The 20,110-nt window shown below is 72.4% G+C and carries 21 protein-coding genes, 1 tRNA gene and 1 pseudogene; 11 read left to right on the forward strand and 12 right to left on the reverse strand.

Annotation, left to right across the window (positions count from 1 at the left end; translation table 11 throughout):
- Positions 1–405: 405 nt before the first annotated feature.
- Both ABGB06_RS10370 and ABGB06_RS10375 read left to right on the forward strand, forming a co-directional pair.
- Positions 406–858 (forward strand): type II toxin-antitoxin system antitoxin SocA domain-containing protein, encoded by a 453-nt coding sequence (locus ABGB06_RS10370; protein ID WP_347587627.1) that lies wholly within the window; start codon positions 406–408, stop codon positions 856–858.
- Positions 859–1,320 carry a hypothetical protein gene (locus ABGB06_RS10375; RefSeq protein ID WP_347587628.1) on the forward strand — a complete coding sequence of 154 codons (462 nt, stop codon included), beginning with the start codon at positions 859–861 and terminating at the stop codon, positions 1,318–1,320.
- Positions 1,321–1,382: 62 nt separating this feature from the next.
- On the opposite strand, the gene ABGB06_RS10380 is transcribed toward ABGB06_RS10375, so the two are convergent.
- Positions 1,383–2,102, reverse strand: coding sequence for a restriction endonuclease (locus tag ABGB06_RS10380; protein WP_347587630.1), 720 nt, complete (start codon positions 2,100–2,102; stop codon positions 1,383–1,385).
- Between the two features lie 249 nt (positions 2,103–2,351).
- Between ABGB06_RS10380 and ABGB06_RS10385 the strand changes: the two genes are divergently transcribed.
- Positions 2,352–3,674, forward strand: coding sequence for an MFS transporter (locus ABGB06_RS10385; RefSeq protein ID WP_347587632.1), 1,323 nt, complete (start codon positions 2,352–2,354; stop codon positions 3,672–3,674).
- A 32-nt stretch (positions 3,675–3,706) separates the two neighbouring features.
- On the forward strand, positions 3,707–4,456 hold the full coding sequence (locus ABGB06_RS10390) for an SDR family oxidoreductase (RefSeq protein WP_347587634.1): 750 nt from the start codon (positions 3,707–3,709) through the stop codon (positions 4,454–4,456).
- 83 nt (positions 4,457–4,539) lie between these two features.
- On the opposite strand, the gene ABGB06_RS10395 is transcribed toward ABGB06_RS10390, so the two are convergent.
- Both ABGB06_RS10395 and ABGB06_RS10400 read right to left on the reverse strand, forming a co-directional pair.
- On the reverse strand, positions 4,540–4,992 hold the full coding sequence (locus ABGB06_RS10395) for a MarR family transcriptional regulator (protein ID WP_347587636.1): 453 nt from the start codon (positions 4,990–4,992) through the stop codon (positions 4,540–4,542).
- On the reverse strand, positions 4,953–5,483 hold the full coding sequence (locus tag ABGB06_RS10400; protein ID WP_347587638.1) for a MarR family transcriptional regulator: 531 nt from the start codon (positions 5,481–5,483) through the stop codon (positions 4,953–4,955). Before ABGB06_RS10400 ends, ABGB06_RS10395 begins: the two co-directional genes overlap by 40 nt.
- Before the next feature lie 71 nt (positions 5,484–5,554).
- Between ABGB06_RS10400 and ABGB06_RS10405 the strand changes: the two genes are divergently transcribed.
- The 3 genes from ABGB06_RS10405 (at position 5,555) to ABGB06_RS10415 (ending at position 7,356) form a co-directional block, all read left to right on the forward strand.
- Positions 5,555–6,019, forward strand: coding sequence for an NUDIX domain-containing protein (locus tag ABGB06_RS10405; RefSeq protein ID WP_347587640.1), 465 nt, complete (start codon positions 5,555–5,557; stop codon positions 6,017–6,019).
- Between the two features lie 223 nt (positions 6,020–6,242).
- Positions 6,243–6,641: a hypothetical protein gene (locus ABGB06_RS10410; RefSeq protein WP_347587642.1), complete on the forward strand. Its 399-nt coding sequence runs from the start codon at positions 6,243–6,245 to the stop codon at positions 6,639–6,641.
- A 523-nt stretch (positions 6,642–7,164) separates the two neighbouring features.
- A complete protein-coding gene (locus ABGB06_RS10415) occupies positions 7,165–7,356 on the forward strand; it encodes a hypothetical protein (protein WP_347588385.1) in 192 nt (63 codons plus the stop codon).
- A gap of 330 nt (positions 7,357–7,686) precedes the next feature.
- Here ABGB06_RS10415 and ABGB06_RS10420 read toward each other — a convergent pair.
- Positions 7,687–7,758 (reverse strand) — tRNA-Val (locus ABGB06_RS10420).
- Between the two features lie 219 nt (positions 7,759–7,977).
- Between ABGB06_RS10420 and ABGB06_RS10425 the strand changes: the two genes are divergently transcribed.
- From ABGB06_RS10425 to ABGB06_RS10435, 3 genes are all read left to right on the forward strand, one after another.
- Positions 7,978–9,234 (forward strand): hypothetical protein, encoded by a 1,257-nt coding sequence (locus ABGB06_RS10425; RefSeq protein WP_347588386.1) that lies wholly within the window; start codon positions 7,978–7,980, stop codon positions 9,232–9,234.
- A gap of 26 nt (positions 9,235–9,260) precedes the next feature.
- A complete protein-coding gene (locus ABGB06_RS10430; protein WP_347587644.1) occupies positions 9,261–9,494 on the forward strand; it encodes a zinc ribbon domain-containing protein in 234 nt (77 codons plus the stop codon).
- A 65-nt stretch (positions 9,495–9,559) separates the two neighbouring features.
- On the forward strand, positions 9,560–10,300 hold the full coding sequence (locus tag ABGB06_RS10435) for a DUF4383 domain-containing protein (protein ID WP_347587646.1): 741 nt from the start codon (positions 9,560–9,562) through the stop codon (positions 10,298–10,300).
- Here the strand turns inward: ABGB06_RS10435 and ABGB06_RS10440 are convergent.
- The 3 genes and pseudogenes from ABGB06_RS10440 to ABGB06_RS10450 all read right to left on the reverse strand — a co-directional run bounded on the left by ABGB06_RS10440 (position 10,269) and on the right by ABGB06_RS10450 (position 15,275).
- A pseudogene (locus ABGB06_RS10440) lies at positions 10,269–11,194 on the reverse strand (HAD family hydrolase). The gene ABGB06_RS10435 and the pseudogene ABGB06_RS10440 sit on opposite strands and share 32 nt — an antisense overlap.
- A complete protein-coding gene (locus ABGB06_RS10445) occupies positions 11,191–14,076 on the reverse strand; it encodes a phosphoribosyltransferase (RefSeq protein ID WP_347587648.1) in 2,886 nt (961 codons plus the stop codon). The pseudogene ABGB06_RS10440 and the gene ABGB06_RS10445 overlap by 4 nt, the downstream one beginning before the upstream one ends.
- On the reverse strand, positions 14,073–15,275 hold the full coding sequence (locus ABGB06_RS10450) for an HpcH/HpaI aldolase/citrate lyase family protein (RefSeq protein WP_347587650.1): 1,203 nt from the start codon (positions 15,273–15,275) through the stop codon (positions 14,073–14,075). The genes ABGB06_RS10445 and ABGB06_RS10450 overlap by 4 nt, the downstream gene beginning before the upstream one ends.
- 112 nt (positions 15,276–15,387) lie before the next feature.
- Here ABGB06_RS10450 and ABGB06_RS10455 point away from each other — a divergent pair, with 112 nt between their 5' ends.
- Positions 15,388–16,173 carry a TerD family protein gene (locus ABGB06_RS10455; RefSeq protein WP_347587652.1) on the forward strand — a complete coding sequence of 262 codons (786 nt, stop codon included), beginning with the start codon at positions 15,388–15,390 and terminating at the stop codon, positions 16,171–16,173.
- Positions 16,174–16,197: 24 nt separating this feature from the next.
- Here ABGB06_RS10455 and ABGB06_RS10460 read toward each other — a convergent pair whose 3' ends face one another.
- The 5 genes from ABGB06_RS10460 to ABGB06_RS10480 form a co-directional block, all read right to left on the reverse strand.
- Entirely contained in the window at positions 16,198–16,953 is a 756-nt protein-coding gene (locus ABGB06_RS10460) for a Tellurium resistance (RefSeq protein WP_347587654.1), read from the reverse strand.
- Positions 16,954–17,042: 89 nt separating this feature from the next.
- On the reverse strand, positions 17,043–18,188 hold the full coding sequence (locus ABGB06_RS10465) for a DUF475 domain-containing protein (RefSeq protein ID WP_347587656.1): 1,146 nt from the start codon (positions 18,186–18,188) through the stop codon (positions 17,043–17,045).
- A 51-nt stretch (positions 18,189–18,239) separates the two neighbouring features.
- The gene (locus ABGB06_RS10470; protein ID WP_347587658.1) at positions 18,240–18,833 is read right to left on the reverse strand and encodes a TerD family protein; all 594 of its coding nucleotides are present in this window, start codon (positions 18,831–18,833) and stop codon (positions 18,240–18,242) included.
- A 186-nt stretch (positions 18,834–19,019) separates the two neighbouring features.
- Complete coding sequence (locus tag ABGB06_RS10475) at positions 19,020–19,478, reverse strand: peroxiredoxin (protein WP_347587660.1); 459 nt, start codon at positions 19,476–19,478, stop codon at positions 19,020–19,022.
- Between the two features lie 100 nt (positions 19,479–19,578).
- On the reverse strand, positions 19,579–20,013 hold the full coding sequence (locus ABGB06_RS10480) for a DUF3052 domain-containing protein (RefSeq protein ID WP_347587662.1): 435 nt from the start codon (positions 20,011–20,013) through the stop codon (positions 19,579–19,581).
- Between the last annotated feature and the right edge of the window lie 97 nt (positions 20,014–20,110).

The following is a 20,110-nucleotide window of genomic DNA, read 5'->3' on the forward strand; positions in this document are numbered from 1 at the left end:
GGAGCGACCCGCCGTGCCTGAGTCGCGGGAGCTGCCGGCTCCGCCCACGGGAACCGGCCTCGTGGTGGTGTGGTGCCCGCCCGGACGAGGACCACGACTGCCCGGAACGACCCCACCCCGACCTCGGAGGCCCGCCGCCGTGCCATGCACACCCATGCCCGACATCCCCCGCGCCGAGGCGATAGCCGGGCGAGCAGATGATCATGATCGTCACTCGAACTGGTGAATGCTCATCCGATGAGTCACATCTTGTCCGCATCTTCACCCGCTCTCTTCTGATCACCTCGCACCCCCGATAGGCTGGGACAACTGGGGGAAAAACGCATCCCCGCCGCCTGCCCGCGAGCGGTGCGCACACGGGCAACGTGACTACGGTGGGCCGGAGAGATGGCGAGGGGAGTAAGCATGGCAAGCGTGCATGACGTGGCCGCCTACGTACTGAGCGCCAGAGGCCCGATGTCGGCGATGAAGCTCCAGAAGCTGTGCTACTTCGCCTACGGGTACCACATGGCTTGGGAGGATCGCCGGCTCTTCCAGGAGCGGTTCGAGGCGTGGGCGAACGGTCCGGTCGTCCCGGACCTGTATGCGCGGCATCGCGGCCGGTTCCAACTCGCGGCAGGGGAGATTGCCGGTGACCCAACGGCCCTGGACGCCGGCGAGCGTGAATCGATCGACGTTGTTCTGAGAAGTTTCGACTCCTACAGCGCCCACCAGCTCTCCGCGATGACGCACGAGGCAGGGCCCTGGGTGTACGCGCGGCGCCGAGCCGGGGTGGGCGACCTGGACCGCAGTGACGAGCCGCTGACCGACACCGAGATCGCCGACTACTTTGGCGCCCTGCTGTACAGCGAGAGCTGAGTGGGCAAGGCAAAGAAGAAGGTCACCGCGCCGAAGGTCCCTCCGACGCCGGGGAAGGTCACAGGCAATCCCGCACGCCTCCTGCCAGGTGCTCATTCTTCGCACGAACGGGTCTCGTGGCGTTTCACGCACGTCGATCACGAGAGCAGGTGGGGCTTCGCCGCGATGGGGTCCGTCGTGCTGTGTGAGGTGTTACGGAAGCTCGCGCACTGCGAGACGATGACCCTCAACGAGTTGCGGACGACACGACGGTTCTTCAAGGAGTACGAACTCCCGAGCGGGCTGTGCGGCGAGGCGCTGGATCGACTGGCACGCACGGGCCGCGACGACATGACGAAGATCCACCGACTGGAGTTCACCGGAACCCAGCGGCTCTACGGATTCCTGGAGGGAAGCGTCTTCCACGTCGTGTGGTGGGACCCGAAGCACGAGGTGTACCCGAGTTCCAAGAGGAACACCTGATCACGACGGAGAAGCACGTCCCGGGACAACCCCGTGCTCCCGCGCGGCACATCCGAGCGGCTTCAGCTCGCGCGCTTCTGCCTGCGCCTTCTGCTGGTCTTGCCATACGCCTTGTTCCACTCCGTCAGGTGACGGCGGTCGCCCTGGCCGCCGCTGCCGATCTCGAGCAGGGACTCCAGCGTGGCGCCCTTGAGCCACGAGGCGAGCAGGTTGCGGCCGATGGCGACGATCTCGTTGTCCTTCGCGTACTTCTCGGCATCAGTGGTGAACCTGGTGTTCGTCACGAAGATCGCGACATCGGCCGTGAAGTTCGTCCTTGCCCCTAACAGGCGCTGCATGTCGCCGCTCACGACCGACCGGTGAGTGGCGAAGAGCTTGCACTGGACCACCATCGACCGACCATCCGGTAGCACGCCCGTCACGTCCCTGCCTCGGTCTCCTCCTTGGCCGACCCACTCGACCTCGGTGCAGCCGCCCTCACGGAGCAACGCGGCCACCATCCGCTCGAAGTCGCGCCAGTGGAGCTTGTCCACCTCCTCCAACGTCCGGTTCGCGTCCAGCACCCGCTGTTCCGCGCGGAAGACCTCGTCCCTGCGGCGGATCTCCCGGTGCGTGCGCCAGCCCCACCACACCAGGGCCGCGAGTCCGCCCAGCGCTGCCGCCGCGAGCACGAACGGCCAGGTGCGCGACCAGAAGACGACCAGCACCGCCACCAGCAGCGCGACGCCGGCGACCGCAGACCGCCGGTTCCGCCTACGCCGCCATCCACGCCGACGCGCCATCAGCCTCATCCCCTCCCCCATCAACCTCCGGCACCAAGGGTGAGGGAGGAGACACCCAGCGCGAAAGGGTGCCTCGCGACCGTTAAAGGGCTTGACCCATCAGCCGGCGCTGATCGAAACTGCTCGTCTTGCCCTTTTCGGGGTAGGGCCGCACGCGGAACGCCGTGTGGCTGGGACACACCCCGAAAGGATGCAGCCGTGCGTGCATGGCTTCCCGACGCTCGCGGCCATCGGCGCCTGCTTGCGGCGTTGTCCATCGACGCTCTGGGCAGCGGCCTCTTTCTTCCCTTCTCGATCCTCTACTTCACCGCGACGACCGACCTGGCCCTCGGTGAGGTCGGGCTGGCGCTGTCCATCGCCGCGCTGGTGCGCATTCCCGCGACCGCGGCCTCCGGGATGTTCTGCGACCGGTTCGGCGCGCGCACCACGGTGATCGTCTCCAACCTCGCCCAGGCCGTCGGGTTCGTCGCCTACCTGGTGGTGGGCTCCTTCAGCAGCCTGCTACTCGCCGCGATCGTCGTGCAGCTCGGCAACTCGGCGTTCTGGGTGGCCTATCCGGCCCTGGTCCACGACGTCGCCGAGGGGCGGAGCCAGGAGCCCTGGTTCGCGTTGATCACCGCGTTGCGCCATGCGGGGCTCGCCGTCGGCGCGCTCGGCGCCAGCCTGGCCCTCGCCATGGGCGGGACGAACGGCTACACCGCGATCGTGGCCGTCAACGCCGCGTCGTTCGCCGTCGCGGCGCTGCTGACCCGGCTCGACCGGGGCCGGTCCGGCGGCGGTCGCGTCCCGCGGGCCAGCGACGGCGACGGCGACGCCGCCGCGAGCAGCAGCAGCTGGTCCGGTGTGCTCCGCGACCGCCCCTTCCTCGGCTTCGTCGTCCTCAACCTCGGCTTCGCCCTGCTCTCCCTGGCCTTCGTCATCGCCGTGCCCGTCTTCCTGGTCACCACGGTGGGCCTGCCGCCGTGGATCCCCGGCACGGTCCTCGCGGTCAACGCGGTGCTCGGCGCGCTGGGCGCCACGCCCATCGGCGCGGCCCTCACCGGGCGCCGGCGCAGCCACACCCTGGTGGTGTCGCAGGCCGTCGTCGGCGGCGCGTTCGTCGCGGTGCTGTGCTCCGCCTACGTGCCGCTGGCGGTCAGCGTCTGCCTCGCGCTCACCGCGGTGGTCCTGGTGACCACCGGCGAGCTCATGCAGGGCCTGATCGTGCCGTCCATCGTCAACGACCGTGCCACCGCGGCGAGTCGAGGCCGGTACAACTCGCTCTACCAGATGGCGTTCAGCACCGGCGACATCGTCACGCCCGCCCTGATGACCACCCTCCTCGCCCACGGACCCGTCGCCACCTGGACGCCGCTGGTGGCCCTCGCGGCGCTCGACATGCTCGGCATCGTCCTGCTGGCCCGCCGGCTGCCCGCGATGCGGTACCGCGTCAATCGTCCGCACGTCGTCGCCGAGGCGGCGACGGTCGAGCACCCAGCGGTCGAGCACCCAGCGGACGGGCGCGCGGCGGACGAGCACGCGCCGGCCGGCGATCGTGTGTCGAAATCCGACGAGCCGTCTCGTCGTCACTGACGATGACCCTGACGACGAGGAAGGATCGGGACATGCTGCTGGAGAACAAGGTGGCCGTGGTGTACGGGGCGGGAGGGGCGATCGGTGGCGCGGTGGCCCGCGCGTTCGCGCGCGAGGGGGCGCACGTCCACCTCGCCGGGCGCACCGGGGGGAAGCTCGACGAGCTCGCCGACGCGATCCGCGCGGAGCACGGCGTGGCCGAGGCGGGCGTCGTCGACGCCCTGGACGAGCAGGACGTGGACGCCTACGTCGACGGCGTCGTCATGCGCGAGGGGCGGATCGACGTCTCGTTCAACCTCATCGGGTACGGCGACGTGCAGCGGCCGTTGACCGAGATCTCCGTGAACGACTTCCTTCAGCCGATCACGACCGCGACCCGCTCCCAGTTCCTCACCACCAGGGCGGCGGCGCGCCACATGACCGCGCGCGGGTCCGGGGTGATCCTGACGTTCGGCGGGAGCGGCCCGCAGACGCTCCCGGGGCTGGGCGGCTTCAAGACCGCGCTGGACGCGTTGGAGGGCCTGCGCCGCCAGTGGGCGCTCGAACTGGGCCCCTTCGGCATCCGCGTCGTCACCCTCAAGACGGGCGGCATCCCCGAAACGCTGCCCGAGGGGTTCCCCGGCGGTGAGGAGATCCGCGCCAGCCTCCGGCAGGCGACGCTGCTGGGCCGCGCGGCCACGCTTCACGACGTGGGCGAGACGGCCGCCTTCGTCGCCTCCGACAAGGCCCGCACGCTGACCTCGACCGAGGTCAACATCTCCTGCGGCGCGATCGTGGACTGATCCTCGGGCCGCCCGCTGTCGCTGGTCAACAGGCCAGGACCAGCGGGCGGCCGCATCCGGTTCGCGTCGGTCATGACGACGCCTCAGGCGGCGGCGTCCGCCAGCTCGGCGTTCGCGCGCTCCGTGACCAGGGTCAGCACGCCGCCCGCGACCGCGAGCTCGTCGGCCGTGATACCCGCGTACAGCCGGGCGGCGATCTCGGCGGCCTCGGCCGTGGTGCTCTCGTGCAGCTCCCGTCCGGCGTCCGTGAGCCGCAGCCGGGACGGATCCGCCGGGTCCTCCTCCAGCCGTCTCGCCGCCGTCAGTTCCCCGATCACGGCGTGCACGACCGAATCGTCGGTCTTCAGCAGGCCGTTGACCTCGGTGACCAGTGCGCCGCGGTCGATGGACTCGCCCGCCGCCACGACGACGCGGAGCGTCACGCTCTGGTGGAACGTGGCGCCGTGCCGGTCCAGCACGCGCTCCAGGAGGGCTCGCCCGGCGAAGTGGGCCAGGGCTATGACCCGGCCGTTGACCGTGGGTGTGGTGGTGGACATGACTGCTCCTCGGTGTCGTTCCCGGTGTCTTCGGTGGATGTGTCGAGTGGCGCGTCGAGCAGGGTCACCAGCTCCTGCTTGAACTGCCGGGTGCGCGGGCTGTCCTGTCCGCCGAGCGGCGCCAGCAGCTGGTCCAGCAGGTCCTGGACCACCCCGATCGCGCGGCGGACGACGTCGCGCCCCTGCTCGGTGAGCGCCAGCTGCACGGCGCGCGGGTCCTTCGGGTCCCGGGTGCGGGTGAGGAGTCCGGCGGACTCCAGGGCGCGGGCGAGTTTGGAGACGTACAGCGGTTCCAGCCCGGTCTGGTCGGCGAGCCGCCGCTGGCTGGGCCGCAGCCCGGAGCGCGACATGCCGTACAGCGACGCCATCACCACGTACTGGGCATGCGTCAGGCCCAACGGCGCGACCGCCCGGTCGACGGCCACCCGCCATTTCATCGACAGGCGCCAGACCAGAAACCCGGCCGTGGCGCGCTCGGCTGCTGAACTCACACCGGATACAGTACATGGCTACTATGTCTATGGCTACTATTTTTGTCGGACCCGGACCGCATGATGGGTACGTGCCGATTCCCAGAGCGGTCGCCGTGGTCATCGACGGTCAGCGAGCGTTGGTCATCAGGCGCTTCCTCAGAAGCGCCTCGTCAAAGTCCTGCGCGATGTGCGAGGACAGGGGCTGGGCCGGACCGGACTGCCGGGGGCATCGCTACGCGGTCCTTCCCGGTGGACATGTCGAGGAGGGCGAGAGCGCCGAGCAGGCGGCGTTGCGCGAGCTCCGCGAGGAGACGACGCTGACGGCGCGAACGGACCGGCTGCTGTGGACCGGCCGACACAACGGCCGCCCGGCCTCGTACTTCCTGATGACGGCCGTCACGGGCACACCCACGCTCTCCGGTCCCGAGGCCGAGGCCCACGGGCCGGACAACAGCTTCGAACTCCTGTGGGCGACAGCCGACGACCTCGACCCCCTGGGCCTGCACCCCGCCGACCTCCGCGCCCCCCTCGCCCGGCTGTTGCGACGTCACTGACCCCTGCCGCCCATCCATGCCCGGGTCACGCGGCCGACCTCGGGCAGCATCGCGCCCCATACCGCGCGTCGCTCGCCAACCGACCGAACCCCTGCGCGCCGGCCGACGAACGACAACCGCCCGATCACGTCATCACAAATTAGGCACATCTACGCCAACTTCATGAAGATGGCGTGAAATTCCGTCATGCTCCCCGACACACCCACCAGACAGAGGGGGGACCATGACCACCCAACAGCACCCGCACGCCCCGCACCCCTACGGCTACCCGCCCCACTACCCCGCGCCGCCCCAGCACCCACGCAACGGGTTCGGCATCACCGCGCTCTGCCTGGCCATCCCCGGCGTGCTCTTCGGCCTGATCCCCATTCTCGGCTTCTTCGCCGTCATCCTCGGCGCCCTGGGGATGATCTTCGGATGCATCGGGTGGGGGCGCGCCCAGCGCGGCATCGCGACGAACAAGGTCATGTCCATCATCTCGACGTTCCTCGCCGCCGGCGCCATCACGCTCGGCATCATCGGCATCGGCATCGTCATCAACGCCGCCGAGGAGTTCGACGAGGACCTCCAGGAGATCGAGGAGGACTTCGAGCGCGACATGCAGGAACTGGAGAACCAGTAACACACCGGCCGCCCAGACCCACGCCCGCGGCGGACGCCTTGACGGTCGCTCCGAACCTCAACCCCTGGGCCTTCCGGACCAGCTCCTGCGAACCGCTGATCCCCCGCCCCGGTCGGGTCTCCGTGTCGATCCAGCCGTCCGCCGCGAGACGGACGGTCAGTGCCCGGGGATCCGTCGTGCCGTCGTCCGCGGGGACGGCGGGGAGGAGGTCCGCCGCCGTGGTCGGCGACAGCCGGTGCGGCCTGGCCAACTCCCTTCCCACCTGGTGCAGGACGCGCCGGGTGTCGGCGGTGGGCGGTCCGAACTCGGCGAAACCGTCTCCCGGTGCCCGGGTCAACACCATGTAGGGCACGCCCACCTCGGTGCGGCTGGCGTCGAAGGCGACGACATCCGGAGTGTTCACGCCGGCGTCCCGGGCGACGGGGCTGACCGCGGCCTCCTTGACCAGGTCACGGAGGAACCGTTCGGTGCGCGGGATGCGCAGGACCAGGTCGCCCCCGAGGCCGAGGCGGCGAGGCGAGCCATGCCCACGGATCTGCGCACCCGGTTCGAGGGCGAGATCAAGAAGACCCTGGGGCGTGACCCCTACGGCCATGGCTCCGCCTCGATCAGTGGGGAGAAGGATCGCCGAGAGGCGACCGTGGCAGGGGTGATCGTCGTGTACTACGTCTCCCGGACGGTCATGATCGTGACCGCGGTCAAGCTCGTGTTCTGACCGGCCGCTCGCAGGACAGCGCCCTATCCCCGGGAGGATGGGGCGTTTTGCGTCGGAGGGCTTAGGCCGCTCCGGCGTCGGTGTCGTCGAGGGGGACGCAGCCGGTGAAGTCGCCCGCTTCGAGTCGCGCGAACATCTCGTCGTCGGCGGCACGGATGTCGGGTCGGGTCTCCAGCGCCCAGTGGCCGAGGAGACGCTGCAGGTCTCCGGCGCGCGCGGCCTGTCGCGCGCGAGGTGTCTGGACACGACGGAACCACGGGCTGGCTGGGTGTGGTGGCGCGACGGTGGCGACGGGAGCGCGCCGCCACGATGCGGAAGAACTTCGGAGGGTGGGTGCAGACGGGTTCGAACCGCCGACATCCGCCTTGTAAGGGCGGCGCTCTACCGCTGAGCTATGCACCCTGGGGTGTGGTGAGACGCGCGGAGGGGAGGCGTGCACAGCCTACATGGCCCGGCACGGCGCCCGGTCCGTGCCCGGGGCGGGGGTGGGTGGGAGAATGACGTCACGGCCGACACACCACGGCGGGGGAGAGGGATCACGTGACAGTGACGCGCACCGCGAAGGACCTCGCCGCACTCGTGTTGCTGCCGTTGTCCGTGCTGGCCGCCGCCGCGGTCGCGATGCCCGCGTCGTTCAGTGGTGGCGGCCCCCGGCGGTGGGGGCGCGGCCGGGTGGAGGATCTGCGCGCGGAGGCGCAGGAGGCGAAGGACGCCGCGGTGGAGGCGTTCTACGAGTTGGACACCGCGCAGCGCGATCTGCGGATCACCATCGAGACGATCACCGCCGCCGACGACTCGGCGCACGCGGCCGGGGCCGGGGTGGCGTTCAAGGCGCTCAGCGACCGGATCGACCAGGTCAGCCAGGAGTACATCACGGCGATGGACTCGCACGACCTGGACGGGGCGGAGCTGGACGCCGGCACCGCCGCCCGGGCCCGGCAGGAGCTGCTGCGGGCGCGGGACGCGCTGCGGCAGGTCAAGGCCGAGCTGGAGCGCTTCGGCGCGGGGCTCGGCGATCTGGTGGAACGGGCCGAGTCGCAGCTGGCGAAGGTGGCGCCGGCCGTCGAGCGGGCTCGGCAGGCGCTGCGCGAGGCGACGAAGGCGCTGGAGACGGCGCGCGCCGCCGGGCTGCGCGCCGAGGAGCTGGCCGCCTCGCTCGCCGCGCTGGGCCCGGAGCTGCGCCGGCTGAACGAGGGCGCGGGACAGCACGGCATCAAGCCGACGATCCGGCGCGCCGAGCAGGTGCGGCGGCGGGCCGAGGCGATCGCCGCCGAGGCGGAGCGGCTGCCCCGGCGGGCCGCGGATATCGACCGCCGGCTGGTCAGCCTGCGCACCCGGGCGGAGGCCATCATCACCAGGTCGGGCCAGGTCGAGCCGGTGCTGAGCGAGCTGCGCCGCCGGTTCAGCGTGGCCTGCTGGCAGGACCTGCAGCGGGTGCCGGCGCAGGCGGCGGAGTCCGTGCGGGAAGCCGAAACGATGCTGCGCGAGGCGCGGCAGGCGCTCAGCGAGCAGCGCTTCGACGACGCCACGGCCCGGCTGTCCACGGTGCACGGGCTGTTGGGCCGCACCGACGAGGCGGTGTCGGCGGCCGGCGAGCGCCTGCGCCGGCTGAACGAGGTGTCGTTCGACCCGAGCCGCGAGATCGAGCGGACACGCTTCGTGATCAGGGACGCGCAGCGGCTGGCGATGACCGGGCGCAGCATCCCCGACCCGCGGCACGCGGGCCCGTTGGACGCGGCGGTCGGGCGGCTGGATCGCGCCGTGCGGGAGCTGGAGGGCGGCGGCAAGCACCCCGACTACTGGCTGTTCCTGACCGAGACGGAGGCGGTGCGCGGGATGGTCGCCGCGGTGGTCGAGGAGATCCGCGGGGTCCGCTGAGCGGCCGGGGAGGCTACGCTGCTCGCATGCCCCGTTATGAGTATCGGTGCCGCGCGTGCGGCAGCCAGTTCGAGCTGAGCCGGCCGATGGCCGAGTCGGACGCGCCGGCCAGCTGCCCGTCCGGGCACGACGACACCGTGAAGCTGCTGTCGATGGTCGCGGTCGGCGGCCGGGCCAGCGGTTCCGGCGCCGCGGCGGCGCAGGCCGCCCCGGCCGGCGGCGGTGGCGGCGGCTGCTGCGGGGGCGGCTGCTGCGGCTGACCGACCGGCGGCCTGAGGGCCTGACCGGCTGATTCAGCCCGGGGCAAGCGGGCACTCGGCATTCCATGCGTACCTCGGACAGCACTCACCGCAGCCACCGTACGGATACGCCGGACACACCGGACAGCACGGACGAGCTGGAGGCCCCGGCGACCCCGGAGGTCGCGGACGGGCACGGCACGGCGCGGTCCGGGCACGGGCGCCTGTCGGAGCACGAGCCGCGGGTGCCCGACGCGGGGCCGCGCGGCCTGCTGGCCCGGGCCCGGCTCGACGAGCACCTGCCCGTCGACCGCCGGCTGAGCGTGGTCTACCGGATCGGCGCCGGTCTGATGGGCCTCTGCCTGGCCACGTTCGGTGTCCTCGGCGTCGTCGACAGCATCGGGTTCTTCTCGACCGGCGACAACGAGATCGTCGGCCTGAACACCAACGGCGCCCTGGGCTGGCTGTCGATCGTGGTGGGCCTGATCCTGCTGGCCGGCATGGTCGTGGGCGGCAACGTCGCCTCGTCGCTCAACATGGTGCTCGGCGTGCTGTTCGTGCTCAGCGGCTTCGTCAACCTGACGCTACTGGAACGGGGCGACGCCAACATCCTCGCGTTCCGGCTGGAGAACGTGGTCTTCAGCTTCGCCGTCGGCCTGCTGCTGCTGACGTTCGGCATGTACGGCCGGGTCAGCGGCCGGCTGCCGCACGACAACCCGTACTGGCGGGCCCGGCACCCCGGCCAGGCCGAGGCCGAGGAGCGCGGCCGCCAGGTCAGGAGCCGCCGCCGGAAGCTCAACGCCCAGGCGCGTCGTCAGGCCGGCTAGCGACCGTCTGGTCCGCGCCGCCCGGCCGCCCCGCGCGGGATGACGTCTCCGCCAGCAGGGCCCGGAGGATCTCCTCGCCGCAGCCGACGCCGCGCCCCGCCAGCGCCGTGACGTGCGGCGCCGACCAGCCGGTGTCGGCCAGCTCGCCGTGGCCCGGGCGCCAGCCGAGGTCCGCGGCGAGCAGCAGGTCCGTGTCGAGCAGCGAGTCGCCGGCGGCCAACACCGTGGCGGCGCCGGTGCGGCGGCGGATCTCGGCGACGGCGGCGCTCTTGGTGAGCGGGCGCGGCACCGCGTAGAGCTTGCGGCCCTGCAACGAGACGTCCAGCCGCGCGGCCCGGCCCAGTCGGCCAGTTCCTTGGCCCAGGTGTCGGGCAGCCGGCCGCGGTCCACCACGAGGTAGGCGAAGAGTCCCTCGGCGTCGCGCTCCTTCAGCAGCCAGGCCGGGTCGGCGGTGCGCCGCAGATGGTCGGTGACCTTGGAGAGCGGGGCGCAGTCCGCGGCGAGGCGACGGCGGATGGCGGCGTGCCAGTCCGGGTCGCTCTCGCCGTCCACGAGCAGGTGGCCCCCGTTGGCGCAGATCGCGTAGCGCGGCGGCGGGCCCGGCAGGCTGATCCGGTGGTACTGCTCGCGGGTGCGGGTCGTGGTGGGCACGAAGAACGCGTCGGGCGAGGCGGCCAGTTCGGCCAGCAGCCCGGCCGCCGCCTCGGTGACGAAGGACTGCGGGCGGGAGCCGTACACCTCGACGCACAGCAGGCGCGGCGCGTCCGCGTCCGGCATGTCGAGCGCCAGGGCGGCGGCCGAGTAGATGAGGGTGCGGTCCAGGTCGCTGGCCACCACCACGGTCGGCGTGCCAGCGGGGCCGCTGGTCACCGGGCTGCTCATCGGGCTGGTCATCGGTTCGCCGCCTTTCCGTCGGCGCCGGTGGCGCCCCTGGTGTACCGGGGGTGGATCAGGCCGACGCAGCTGTAGGGCAGGTCGTCGGCCTCCTCGACCGGCACGCCCCGCTGCTCGGCGAGCAGCCGGATGTGGTCGAGTTCCGCGCCCGCGCCGCGCCGGGCGAGCACCCGCCACGGCACCCGGCGCAGCAGCACCCGGGTGGTCTCGCCGACGCCGGGCTTGACCAGGTTCACGTCGCCGATGCCGTACGCCTCGCTGATCCGCTCCACCGCCCGCCAGCCGGCCCAGGTCGGGGTGCGGTCGGTGGCCAGCAGCGCGGCGGCGTCGGCGGTCGCCTCGGCGGCGACGTCGGGGAAGTGGGCGCTGACGGCGTCGAGGAAACGACCCGAGACGTCCGCGTCGGCCAGTTCGCGGTAGTGCTTGGCGCCGTGGAAGTCGTGCGGCCCGATCAGGTCGGCGCGCAGCACGGTGCGCGAGATCAGGCCGGAGACCGTGGAGTTCAGGCAGGCCGAGGGGATCAGGAAGTCCTCGCGGGTGCCGTAGGTGGTGACGCAGCCGCCGGGGTCGGCGAGCACCGCGAGCGCCGGGTCGAAGCCCGGCTCGTGATCGAACGCGGCGAGCGCCGCGGCGAGTTCGCGGGCGATGGCGCCCTTGCCCGTCCAGCCGTCCACGAAGACGACGCCGGCCGGGTCGTGGTGGGCGGCCAGCCAGCGCAACGCGGTGGTGTCGATGCCGCGGCCCCGCACGATGGAGACGGCGTAGTGCGGCAGGTCGAGGCCGTGCGCGTGGTGCGCCCAGCGGCGCAGCAGGATGCCGATCGGGGTGCCGGCCCGGGCCAGCGAGACCAGCACGGGCGGGCGTCCGGGGGCGCCGCGCTCGGCCAGCACCGCCTCCGTGACGGTGCCGACGGCGCGGGCGATGCGGCGGGCGGAGTCGGCCAGCGCGGCGTGGAACAGCCGCTGGTAGTCGGCGCTCGGCTGGTACTCGACGGGCAGCGACTCGGCGTAGTGCGCGCCGCCCTGCTGGATGGCCTCCTCGCGCTCCTCGGTGGGGCGCTCCAGGGTGACGTCGGAGAGGTCCTTCAGCAGCCAGCCCACCTCCTCCGGGGCGTAGGAGGAGAACGCGGGGCCGCGCAACGGTGCCGGCAGTGGTTCCGGCAGTGAATCCGGGAGCGGGCCGGAGGGCGGTTCGGGGGACGGGACGAAGGAGGGGATCACGGCCAGCAGCAGGTGGGGGGCGTGGGCGGCGAGCCGGTCGAGGAGGCCGCCGGGGGCGTGCAGTTCGGGGGTGTCGCCGGCCGAGTCGGTGACCAGGACCACGGCGTCCCAGGCGCGGCCGGCGACGTTGTAGGCGTACCGCTGGCCCGGACCGTCGGCGGGCCGGTCGTGGGCGGGGAAGGCGATCCCGGTCCGGATCGCGTAGCCCGGGTCGTCGACGGCCAGCACGGGCGAGCGGGTGGTGGAGGAGAAGTACGCCTCGTGGCCGGTGCCGGAACCCGTGCCGTCGAGCGCCTCGGCGAGCCGCAGCGGCACGTACATCAGCTCCTCGGTGCCGAGCACCAGCACCCGGCCGGCGCCGGCCGGCAGCGCGGCGGCGAGCCGGGCGGCGAGCCCGGGCAGCGCGGCCCGGAGCCGGTTCCGGTGCGCGGGGGTGAAGCCGTGCCGGGCACCGTCCGGAAGCCCGGCCGGCCAGCCGAGATCCACCCGCACGGGGCGGGCGGCGGGCGGCCCCGCCGGCTCGTCGGCCGCGGCGCCCTCGGCGCCCGCGGGGAGCCGCCCCCGCTCCTCGGCCAGCGCCGCGCCGCGCGCGAGCACGTCGGGCGGCAGCCGCAGCCGACCCCGGGCGAGCGAGGTGACCTCGACGGTCGCCCCCAGCTCGGCGGCGAACTTCGCCAGCGCCTCCCGGTCCGCGTCGGTGCGCATGTCCACCAGCGCGGCGACGACGTACCGCTGGCGCGGCCAGCTCCGGTGCAGCGCGGCGATGGTGTTGCGCACGGTGCGGCCGGTGGACAGTTCGTCGTCGACCAGCACCAGCGGCCCGTCGCCGGCCAGCAGGGCCGGGTCGGCGGGCAGCAGCAGATGCGAGGTGTGGTGGCTGTGCTCCTCCTCGAAGCCGCCGACCGGCGTCATCCCCGGCACCGGGCGCCGGGTGGAGTGCAGGTACGGCACGCCGGCCGCGCCGCCGAGCCCGTCGGCGACGCTGTGGCCCAGGCCGGTGGCGGTCTCCGCGTAGCCGAGCACGACGGCCTTGCCGGCCGCGGGGCCGAGCAGCTCCCGCACCCGGTGCCCCAGCTCGACGCCGGTGCCGTGCACGCGGCCCGGGCGCTGCGGCACATGCTTGCCCAGCACGGTGGAAACCAACAGATGCGCCCGCCGCGGATTCCGCCGTATCGCCAGCCCCAGCAGCTCCCGCACATCAGCGCTTCCCGCGCCGGCACCAGCCCCGTCGGCACCGAGGATGCCGGGGGTGCCGCTCCCCCGGGCTCCGCCCGGGCCCGCCCCGGCGCCTTCGCCGCTCCGCCCGCCGCCGGAGGCGGGCGCCTCGCCGAGGCCCGGGCCGACGCTGGTGCCCGCTGCCACGCCGGCACCCCCCGGACCGTCGTCCCGGTCCGCCGCGTCCGCGCCGGGCACCCGGCCGCCGCCCGGGCCCGGGCCGGCATGACCGGCCTCGCCGACAGCCTCCGGACCGCCGCCCCGGCCATCCGGCCGGTAGCCGGCCACGGCCGGACCGGCGTCCTGGTCAGCCGCGTCCGCGCCGGCCGGGGCGGTGTCGGGCGTGGGAAGGGCGAGGGCCTGTTCGCCGCGCAGGTCGACGCCGAGGTGTTCGGTGACCCAGGTGCCCGGCCATATCGGGCCGTCGGGGCCCGCGGGGGTGCTCATGCGGCCTGGCCTATGCCGGCGGTCAGCAGATCGACGAAGTCGACGCCGTCCCTGGCCACGCCGAAGACCTCGGCGCGCAGCATGGTGCGTTCGGCCCAGGCGCGGTGCGGCTTCACCTCGTTCATCTTGTTCGTGTACGCGGAGCGCAGCACGCCTCCGCCGCCGGGCCCGGTGCGCAGGATGTCGGCCGCGTCGCTGAACTCCTCGTGGCTGACGACGGAGAGCGCGTGCACCGGCGCGACGTGCGAGGGGTGGATGCAGGTCTTGCCCAGCAGCCCGTTGGCCCGGTCCAGCTCGATCTCCCGCAGCAGGCCGTCCAGGTCGTGGTCGATCAGCCGGGCCCTGAGCTTCTCGGCGCGTCCGCTGAACGGGCTGCTGCGCAGCTGCGGCTTGAACATCCGCTCCGGGGTGCGGAAGTACTCCCACACCGGTCCTGTGACGGTGTAGCCGCGGCCGTCCGCGCGGCCGAAGACGTTGACCACGTCGCCGACGACCGAGGCGACGAGCTGCACGTCGTAGGCGGTCATGTCGGGGGTGCGGCGCAGCCCGTAGGCGGAACAGAAGTCGGTGACGCCGAGCCGGATCGCGGGTATGCGCTCGCGGTACTTGTCGATGACCTGGGCGGCTCCGCGCAGCGCCTCGGCGCGGCTCTCCAGATGCAGCAGTTCGGGCGACTCCAGCACGGGCATGGCCAGCAGCCGCCGGCCGCACAGCACCTCGGCGTCGGTGAGCGCCTCCAGGAACGCGGGCCCCGAGGCGGCGGTGAACTTCGGCAGCACGAAGCCGGCCAGCAGCCGCAGCGCGGGCCCGAGCCGGGCGGCGATGCCGGTGATCTGCACCGGCTCCCGCACCCGGACGAAGAGCAGCGGCAACGCCGCCCCCGCGTCGGCCCCGGCGTCGGCCCGTCGGGCGTGCTCGTCGGTGTGCAGCTGGTGCAGCTGGCGGAGCAGGTTCTGCTCGGCGTCGGGGACCTCCGCGTCGCCGATGGAGTCCTCCAGGCACAGCACCATGGAGACCACGCCGGCCGCCGCCTGTTTGCGGACGTCCGCGGCGAGGCTGGGGCGGGTGGCCGGGCTGTAGAGGGTGGCGCCCAGGGCGGCGCCGAGGGTTCGGACCGGGGAGGCCATGCCGAACTCGGCGGGCTCCTGGTGAAACAGCGCGTGGCGTTGCGCCGCCGCGAGGTGGCCATAGTGCCGCATAGGTCTCCCCGTTGTTGCCGCGAAGCCGGGCGCCCGTGCGGCACTCCCGGTCTCTCGGCAATCGTAAGCGCGCCGTTGTTTCGGGAAGGTGGCGACAGGCAGGATTCTTCATATGACCCATGCGCTGGAGAAGGGGGCGACGCTGCGGCTGGCGTCGTCGGTCGTGGCGGTCCGCGCGGTGCTCCGCTGGACCCCCGGGGGGTCGGGGCCCGGCGCGGTGGACATCGATCTCTCCGCGCTGTTGCTCGACGCGGGCGGGCGGGTGCGCGCGGAGAGCGATCTCGTCTTCTACAACCAGCCCCGGCATCCGTCGGGGCTGGTGCGGCGGCTGCCGAAGCGGCGGGACGGCCAGGGGTGGATGGACACGGTGGAGGCCGACCTCGGCCGCCTCGATCCCGGGGTGACCCGGCTGGTGCTCGCCGCCTCGGCGGACGGCGGCTTCCGCACGGAGACCAGCCGGCCGCGGCTGGTGCTCCTCGACGGCACCACCGGCGGGCCCGAGGGCGACCGCGGCACGGAGCTCGCCCTGGTGACGCTGGCGCCCGGCCCCGGCGACACGGGGCTGGTCTGCGGCGAGCTGGTGCGGGTGCCCGGCGGCTGGGAGTTCCGCGCGGTCAGCGGCGGATTCGCCGGCGGGCTGGCGGAGTTGGCGGCCGGCTTCGGCGTGACCGCGTCCGCGCCGCCCGCGGGCCCGCACGGCCCGCAGGGCCCCGGCGGTGCCAGCGGTGCCCCCGTGCCGGCGGCGCCGGCCGCGAGCCCGTCCCGGAGCCGGCTGCCCGCGCCCTCGGGCCCCGACCCCAGGCGGCACGGCGCGTACGGCTATCCGCAGCCCGATCCGGCGTTCACGCTGCCGCCGCAGGGCCCGCAGTTCCTGCCGCCGCCCGGCCGCCGCGGCTGACGACGCAGCCGCCGCCCGCGCGGTTCACGCGCGGGTGCGGCTGGGCTTGTAGGCGCGGCCCCAGGACATGCCCCAGCCATAGAGCCGGTCGATCTCGGACTGGAAGCCGTAGACATACTTCACCTGGCGGCGGGCGACCAACTCGCCCTTGTGGTGCTCGATCAGCGCCACCGCGCAGGAGCGCGCCCCGGGCGCCGGGTCGGTCAGGCCGACCTCGACGTTCTTGCCGTCGGCGGTGACCAGGGTGACCACGACGTCGGCGCGGTCGAAGACGGGCACCCCGTCGTAGACGTAGACGAAGACCAGCAGCCGCTTGAACTGGTCCTTGTGGTCGAGGTTGAGGTAGAGCGTCTCCCCCGACGCCGTGCCGAACCGGTCGTCGCCGCTGAGCTTCACGTACGGCGGCTCGCTGAAGTCGCCCAGCAGGCCGCCGAGCGGCTGGACGACGCCCTTGGAGCCGTCGTTCAGCTCGTACAGACAGCCCAGGTCGAGGTCGACGTTGGCCAGGCCCTGCGTGTGGCTCTGTATCTCCGCCGGCTTGAACAGCCGCAGCGGCTGGCGCCACGGTGGGGTCTTGCGGACGGTGCTGGCCAGGCCCGAGCCGTGCATCCGCCAGGACAGGTCCACCCGCAGCGTGCCGGTCTCCGCGCCCTCGCTGGTCAGCGTGGCCATCGGGGAGCGGCGCGTCAGTTCCATCGCATAGGTGTTCGGACCGCCGACGGTGTCGAACCGCTGCGACGGTGATCCGCCGTGCCGCCAGTAGCTCCACAGGGAGACCATGAGTGTGGCCCTCTCTCCCGTTCACACCGCAGCGGGGCGGTCAGGGTGACCGCCCCGCTACGAAAGACTTCCCCGTCTGGCGACCCGGCTCACACGCCGGAGGGCACCGCGGGTTTCTCCTCGCTCCCGCCGGACGATCCGGCGGCCCCGTCGGCCCGGTTCGCCCGCACCGAGGACCAGAACGAGAGCCCGATCAGCGCGACGCCGCTGACTCCGGTGATGACCTCGTTGATGTGCCAGCGGATGCTGATCAGCAGGATCACGGCCAGGACGCCGATCGCGTAGTGCGCGCCGTGCTCCAGGTACCGGTACTCGTCGAGGGTCCCCTCGCGCACCAGGTAGACGGTGAGCGACCGCACGTACATCGCGCCGATGCCGAGGCCCAGCGCCATCCAGAAGATGTGGTTGGTGATCGCGAAGGCCCCGATGACGCCGTCGAACGAGAACGAGGCGTCCAGCACCTCCAGGTACAGGAAGAGGAAGAACGCCGCCTTGCCCGCGACGCCGACCGCCGAGGGCTGCCGGCCGGCGCGCTGCGCCGCCTCCTCGGCCTCGTGCTCCCGCTCCTCCTCTTCCTCAAGGCGGTCCTCGAAGTATCCGGAGAGGCCTGCGACGACGAGATACGTCAGCACGCCCGCGACGCCGGCCAGCAGCACCGTGTCGGTCTTGTCCGCGTAGTGGCCGCCGTGCTGGTAGGCCTTGTGGGCGACGGTGGTGGCGGTCAGCAGCAGGGCGGCCAGGGCGACGCCCACGGCCGCGGCGTCGATCTTGCCGAGCTTGCTCAGGGGCCGCTCCAGCCACGGCAGCCACTTGTGCTCCCGCTCCTCGAACACGAAGTTGAGGAAGATCATCAACAGGAACATCCCGCCGAACGCGGCGATCGACGGGTGGGCGTCGGTCACCATCTGCTCGTACTGGTCCGGCTCGTCGAGCGCGAGCTCGACCGCCTCGATCGGGCCGACCCCCGCCGTGATGGCGACGATCACCACCGGGAAGACCAGCCGCATGCCGAACACGGCGATCAGGATGCCGATGGTCAGGAAGATCTTCTGCCAGAAGGCGTTCATCTTCTTCAGCACGCCGGCGTTGACCACCGCGTTGTCGAAGGAGAGGGAGATCTCCAGGATGGACAGGATCGCCACGATGGCGAATCCCTCCCATCCCCAGAAAATCAGGGCGGCGACGAGGCCGACGACGGTGACGCCGAAGGACCAGCCAAAGGTTCTCAACAACACGGGATTTCCTAGCTCGCGGGTATGCGGTCGGTGGCGTCGGGCTGCGGCATGTCAGACGTTCACGCCGTAGTCCAGGGCGATGCCCCGCAGCCCGGAGGCGTAGCCCTGACCGATGGCGCGGAACTTCCACTCCCCGCCGTGCCGGTAGAGCTCGCCGAAGACCATCGCGGTCTCCGTGGATGCGTCCTCGGTGAGGTCGTAACGGGCCAGCTCGCGCCCGTCCGCCTGGTTGATGATGCGAATGTAGGCGCCGGTGACCTGGCCGAAGTTCTGCTGGCGGGAGTCGGCGTCGTAGATGGAGACCGGGAAGACGATCTTCTGGACGTCGGGGGACATGTTGGCGAGGTCGACCTTGACCTCCTCCTCGTCCTGGTCGGCGCCCACACCGCTGCCGCCGACCAGTTCGTCGCCCAGATGCTCGACCGTGCCGTCGGGGCTCTTGAGGTTGTTGAAGAAGACGAAGTGCTGGTCGCTGAGCACCTTGCCCTGCGGTCCGGTCATCAGCGCGCTGGCGTCGAGGTCGAAGTCCGCCCCCGTGGTGCTGCGCGCCTGCCAGCCCAGGCCCACGGTCACCGCGGTGAGATTCGGGGCCTCCTTCGTCAGCGAGACATTACCGCCCTTGGTAAGGCTGACTCCTCCTGCCACGGGGTCCTCCACTCCCTTCTGCGGGACCGAACCGGTCCCGATCCGCGCCCGACAGCGCTCTGCTACGCTGTGTCATCGCCTCGTCGCGCCGACCGGGCCGGGTGGCAGGCGCGCGCCGGTGCGCACGCCCCTCCCCCGCCTCCCCAGGCGGCTCAGTCGTAGCTTCCCCCACCACCGGCGCCGGATTCACAGCGCGGCGAGCGCCGTGACGTAATCGTTCACATCACGGGCGTCGGGGAGGGCGTTGACGACGGTCCAGCGCACGACGCCCTCCTGGTCGATGACGAAGGTGCCACGCAGCGCACAGCCCTTCTCATCATCAAAGACGCCGTAGGCCCGCGAAACAGTTCCGTGCGGCCAGAAGTCGGACAGCAGCGGGTAGCCGAAACCCTCCTGGTCGGAGAAGACGCGCAGCGCGGAGGGCGGGTCGTTGGAGACCGCGAGCAGCTGCACCTGGTCGTTGACGAAGGCGGGGAGCCGGTCACGCAGCGCACACAGCTCGCCGGTGCAGACTCCGGTGAAGGCGAAGGGGAAGAAGACGAGCATCACGCTCCGCAGGCCGCGGAAGTCGGACAGAGCGACCGTCTGGCCGTGCTGGTCCCTGAGCTCGAAGTCGGGCGCCTTGGCGCCGGGCTCGATCGCCATGGGCGGATGTCCGTTCCCCTCGGGTGGCGTGATGTCGCCCCCAGCCTACGACGCCGTCCCGGCGGGCGACGCGGTCCGGAGATCGCGCCACCCGCCCTCACTACTTCTTGCCGGCGGCTTTGGGGGTGACCAGGCGGCTACCCGACCAGTCCTTACCGGCGCTGACGCTGCTGGTCTGGGCCAGCCCGGCGGTCTGGGCCGCCTCGCCGATCTCGCTGGGCTCGACGTAGCCGTCGCGGCCGGTCTTCGGTGTCAGCAGCCACACCGGTGCCCCGGGGTCGATCATCGTGGTGGCATCCACCAGCGCGTCGGTGAGATCACCGTCGTCCTCGCGGAACCACAGCACCACGGCGTCGGGAACGTCGTCGAAATCCTCGTCGACGAGCTCCTGACCCGTGATGGCCTCGATGCCCTCGCGGAGTGCCTGTTCGGCGTCGTCGCTGTAGCCGAACTCCTGGACCACCTGCCCGGCCTGGAATCCCAGGCGGGCGGCGGGGTTGGTCCGCTCCTCCGCGTGGTCCGCGGTCGCGCTCACGAATTGCTCCTGTCCTGTCTCGGGATACGTGGCGGTGGGCTCGCGCCTGCGCGCGGCTTGGGCGTAGTCCACACGGGCTGGCCGGATCGCGCAAGTA

It is taken from the genome of Streptomyces sp. B6B3 (assembly GCF_039871525.1).
Classification (GTDB): Bacteria; Actinomycetota; Actinomycetes; order Streptomycetales; family Streptomycetaceae; genus Streptomyces.

What these genes read in the sequence shown, in the direction of transcription:
- ABGB06_RS10370 (WP_347587627.1), top strand. Translation starts at nt 406, where the DNA reads ATGGCAAGCGTGCATGACGTGGCCGCCTACGTACTGAGCGCCAGAGGC.
- ABGB06_RS10380 (WP_347587630.1), bottom strand. Translation starts at nt 2,102, where the DNA reads ATGGCGCGTCGGCGTGGATGGCGGCGTAGGCGGAACCGGCGGTCTGCG.
- ABGB06_RS10390 (WP_347587634.1), top strand. Translation starts at nt 3,707, where the DNA reads ATGCTGCTGGAGAACAAGGTGGCCGTGGTGTACGGGGCGGGAGGGGCG.
- ABGB06_RS10395 (WP_347587636.1), bottom strand. Translation starts at nt 4,992, where the DNA reads ATGTCCACCACCACACCCACGGTCAACGGCCGGGTCATAGCCCTGGCC.
- ABGB06_RS10410 (WP_347587642.1), top strand. Translation starts at nt 6,243, where the DNA reads ATGACCACCCAACAGCACCCGCACGCCCCGCACCCCTACGGCTACCCG.
- ABGB06_RS10415 (WP_347588385.1), top strand. Translation starts at nt 7,165, where the DNA reads ATGCCCACGGATCTGCGCACCCGGTTCGAGGGCGAGATCAAGAAGACC.
- ABGB06_RS10425 (WP_347588386.1), top strand. Translation starts at nt 7,978, where the DNA reads ATGCCCGCGTCGTTCAGTGGTGGCGGCCCCCGGCGGTGGGGGCGCGGC.
- ABGB06_RS10430 (WP_347587644.1), top strand. Translation starts at nt 9,261, where the DNA reads ATGCCCCGTTATGAGTATCGGTGCCGCGCGTGCGGCAGCCAGTTCGAG.
- ABGB06_RS10435 (WP_347587646.1), top strand. Translation starts at nt 9,560, where the DNA reads ATGCGTACCTCGGACAGCACTCACCGCAGCCACCGTACGGATACGCCG.
- ABGB06_RS10445 (WP_347587648.1), bottom strand. Translation starts at nt 14,076, where the DNA reads ATGAGCACCCCCGCGGGCCCCGACGGCCCGATATGGCCGGGCACCTGG.
- ABGB06_RS10450 (WP_347587650.1), bottom strand. Translation starts at nt 15,275, where the DNA reads ATGCGGCACTATGGCCACCTCGCGGCGGCGCAACGCCACGCGCTGTTT.
- ABGB06_RS10455 (WP_347587652.1), top strand. Translation starts at nt 15,388, where the DNA reads ATGACCCATGCGCTGGAGAAGGGGGCGACGCTGCGGCTGGCGTCGTCG.
- ABGB06_RS10460 (WP_347587654.1), bottom strand. Translation starts at nt 16,953, where the DNA reads ATGGTCTCCCTGTGGAGCTACTGGCGGCACGGCGGATCACCGTCGCAG.
- ABGB06_RS10475 (WP_347587660.1), bottom strand. Translation starts at nt 19,478, where the DNA reads ATGGCGATCGAGCCCGGCGCCAAGGCGCCCGACTTCGAGCTCAGGGAC.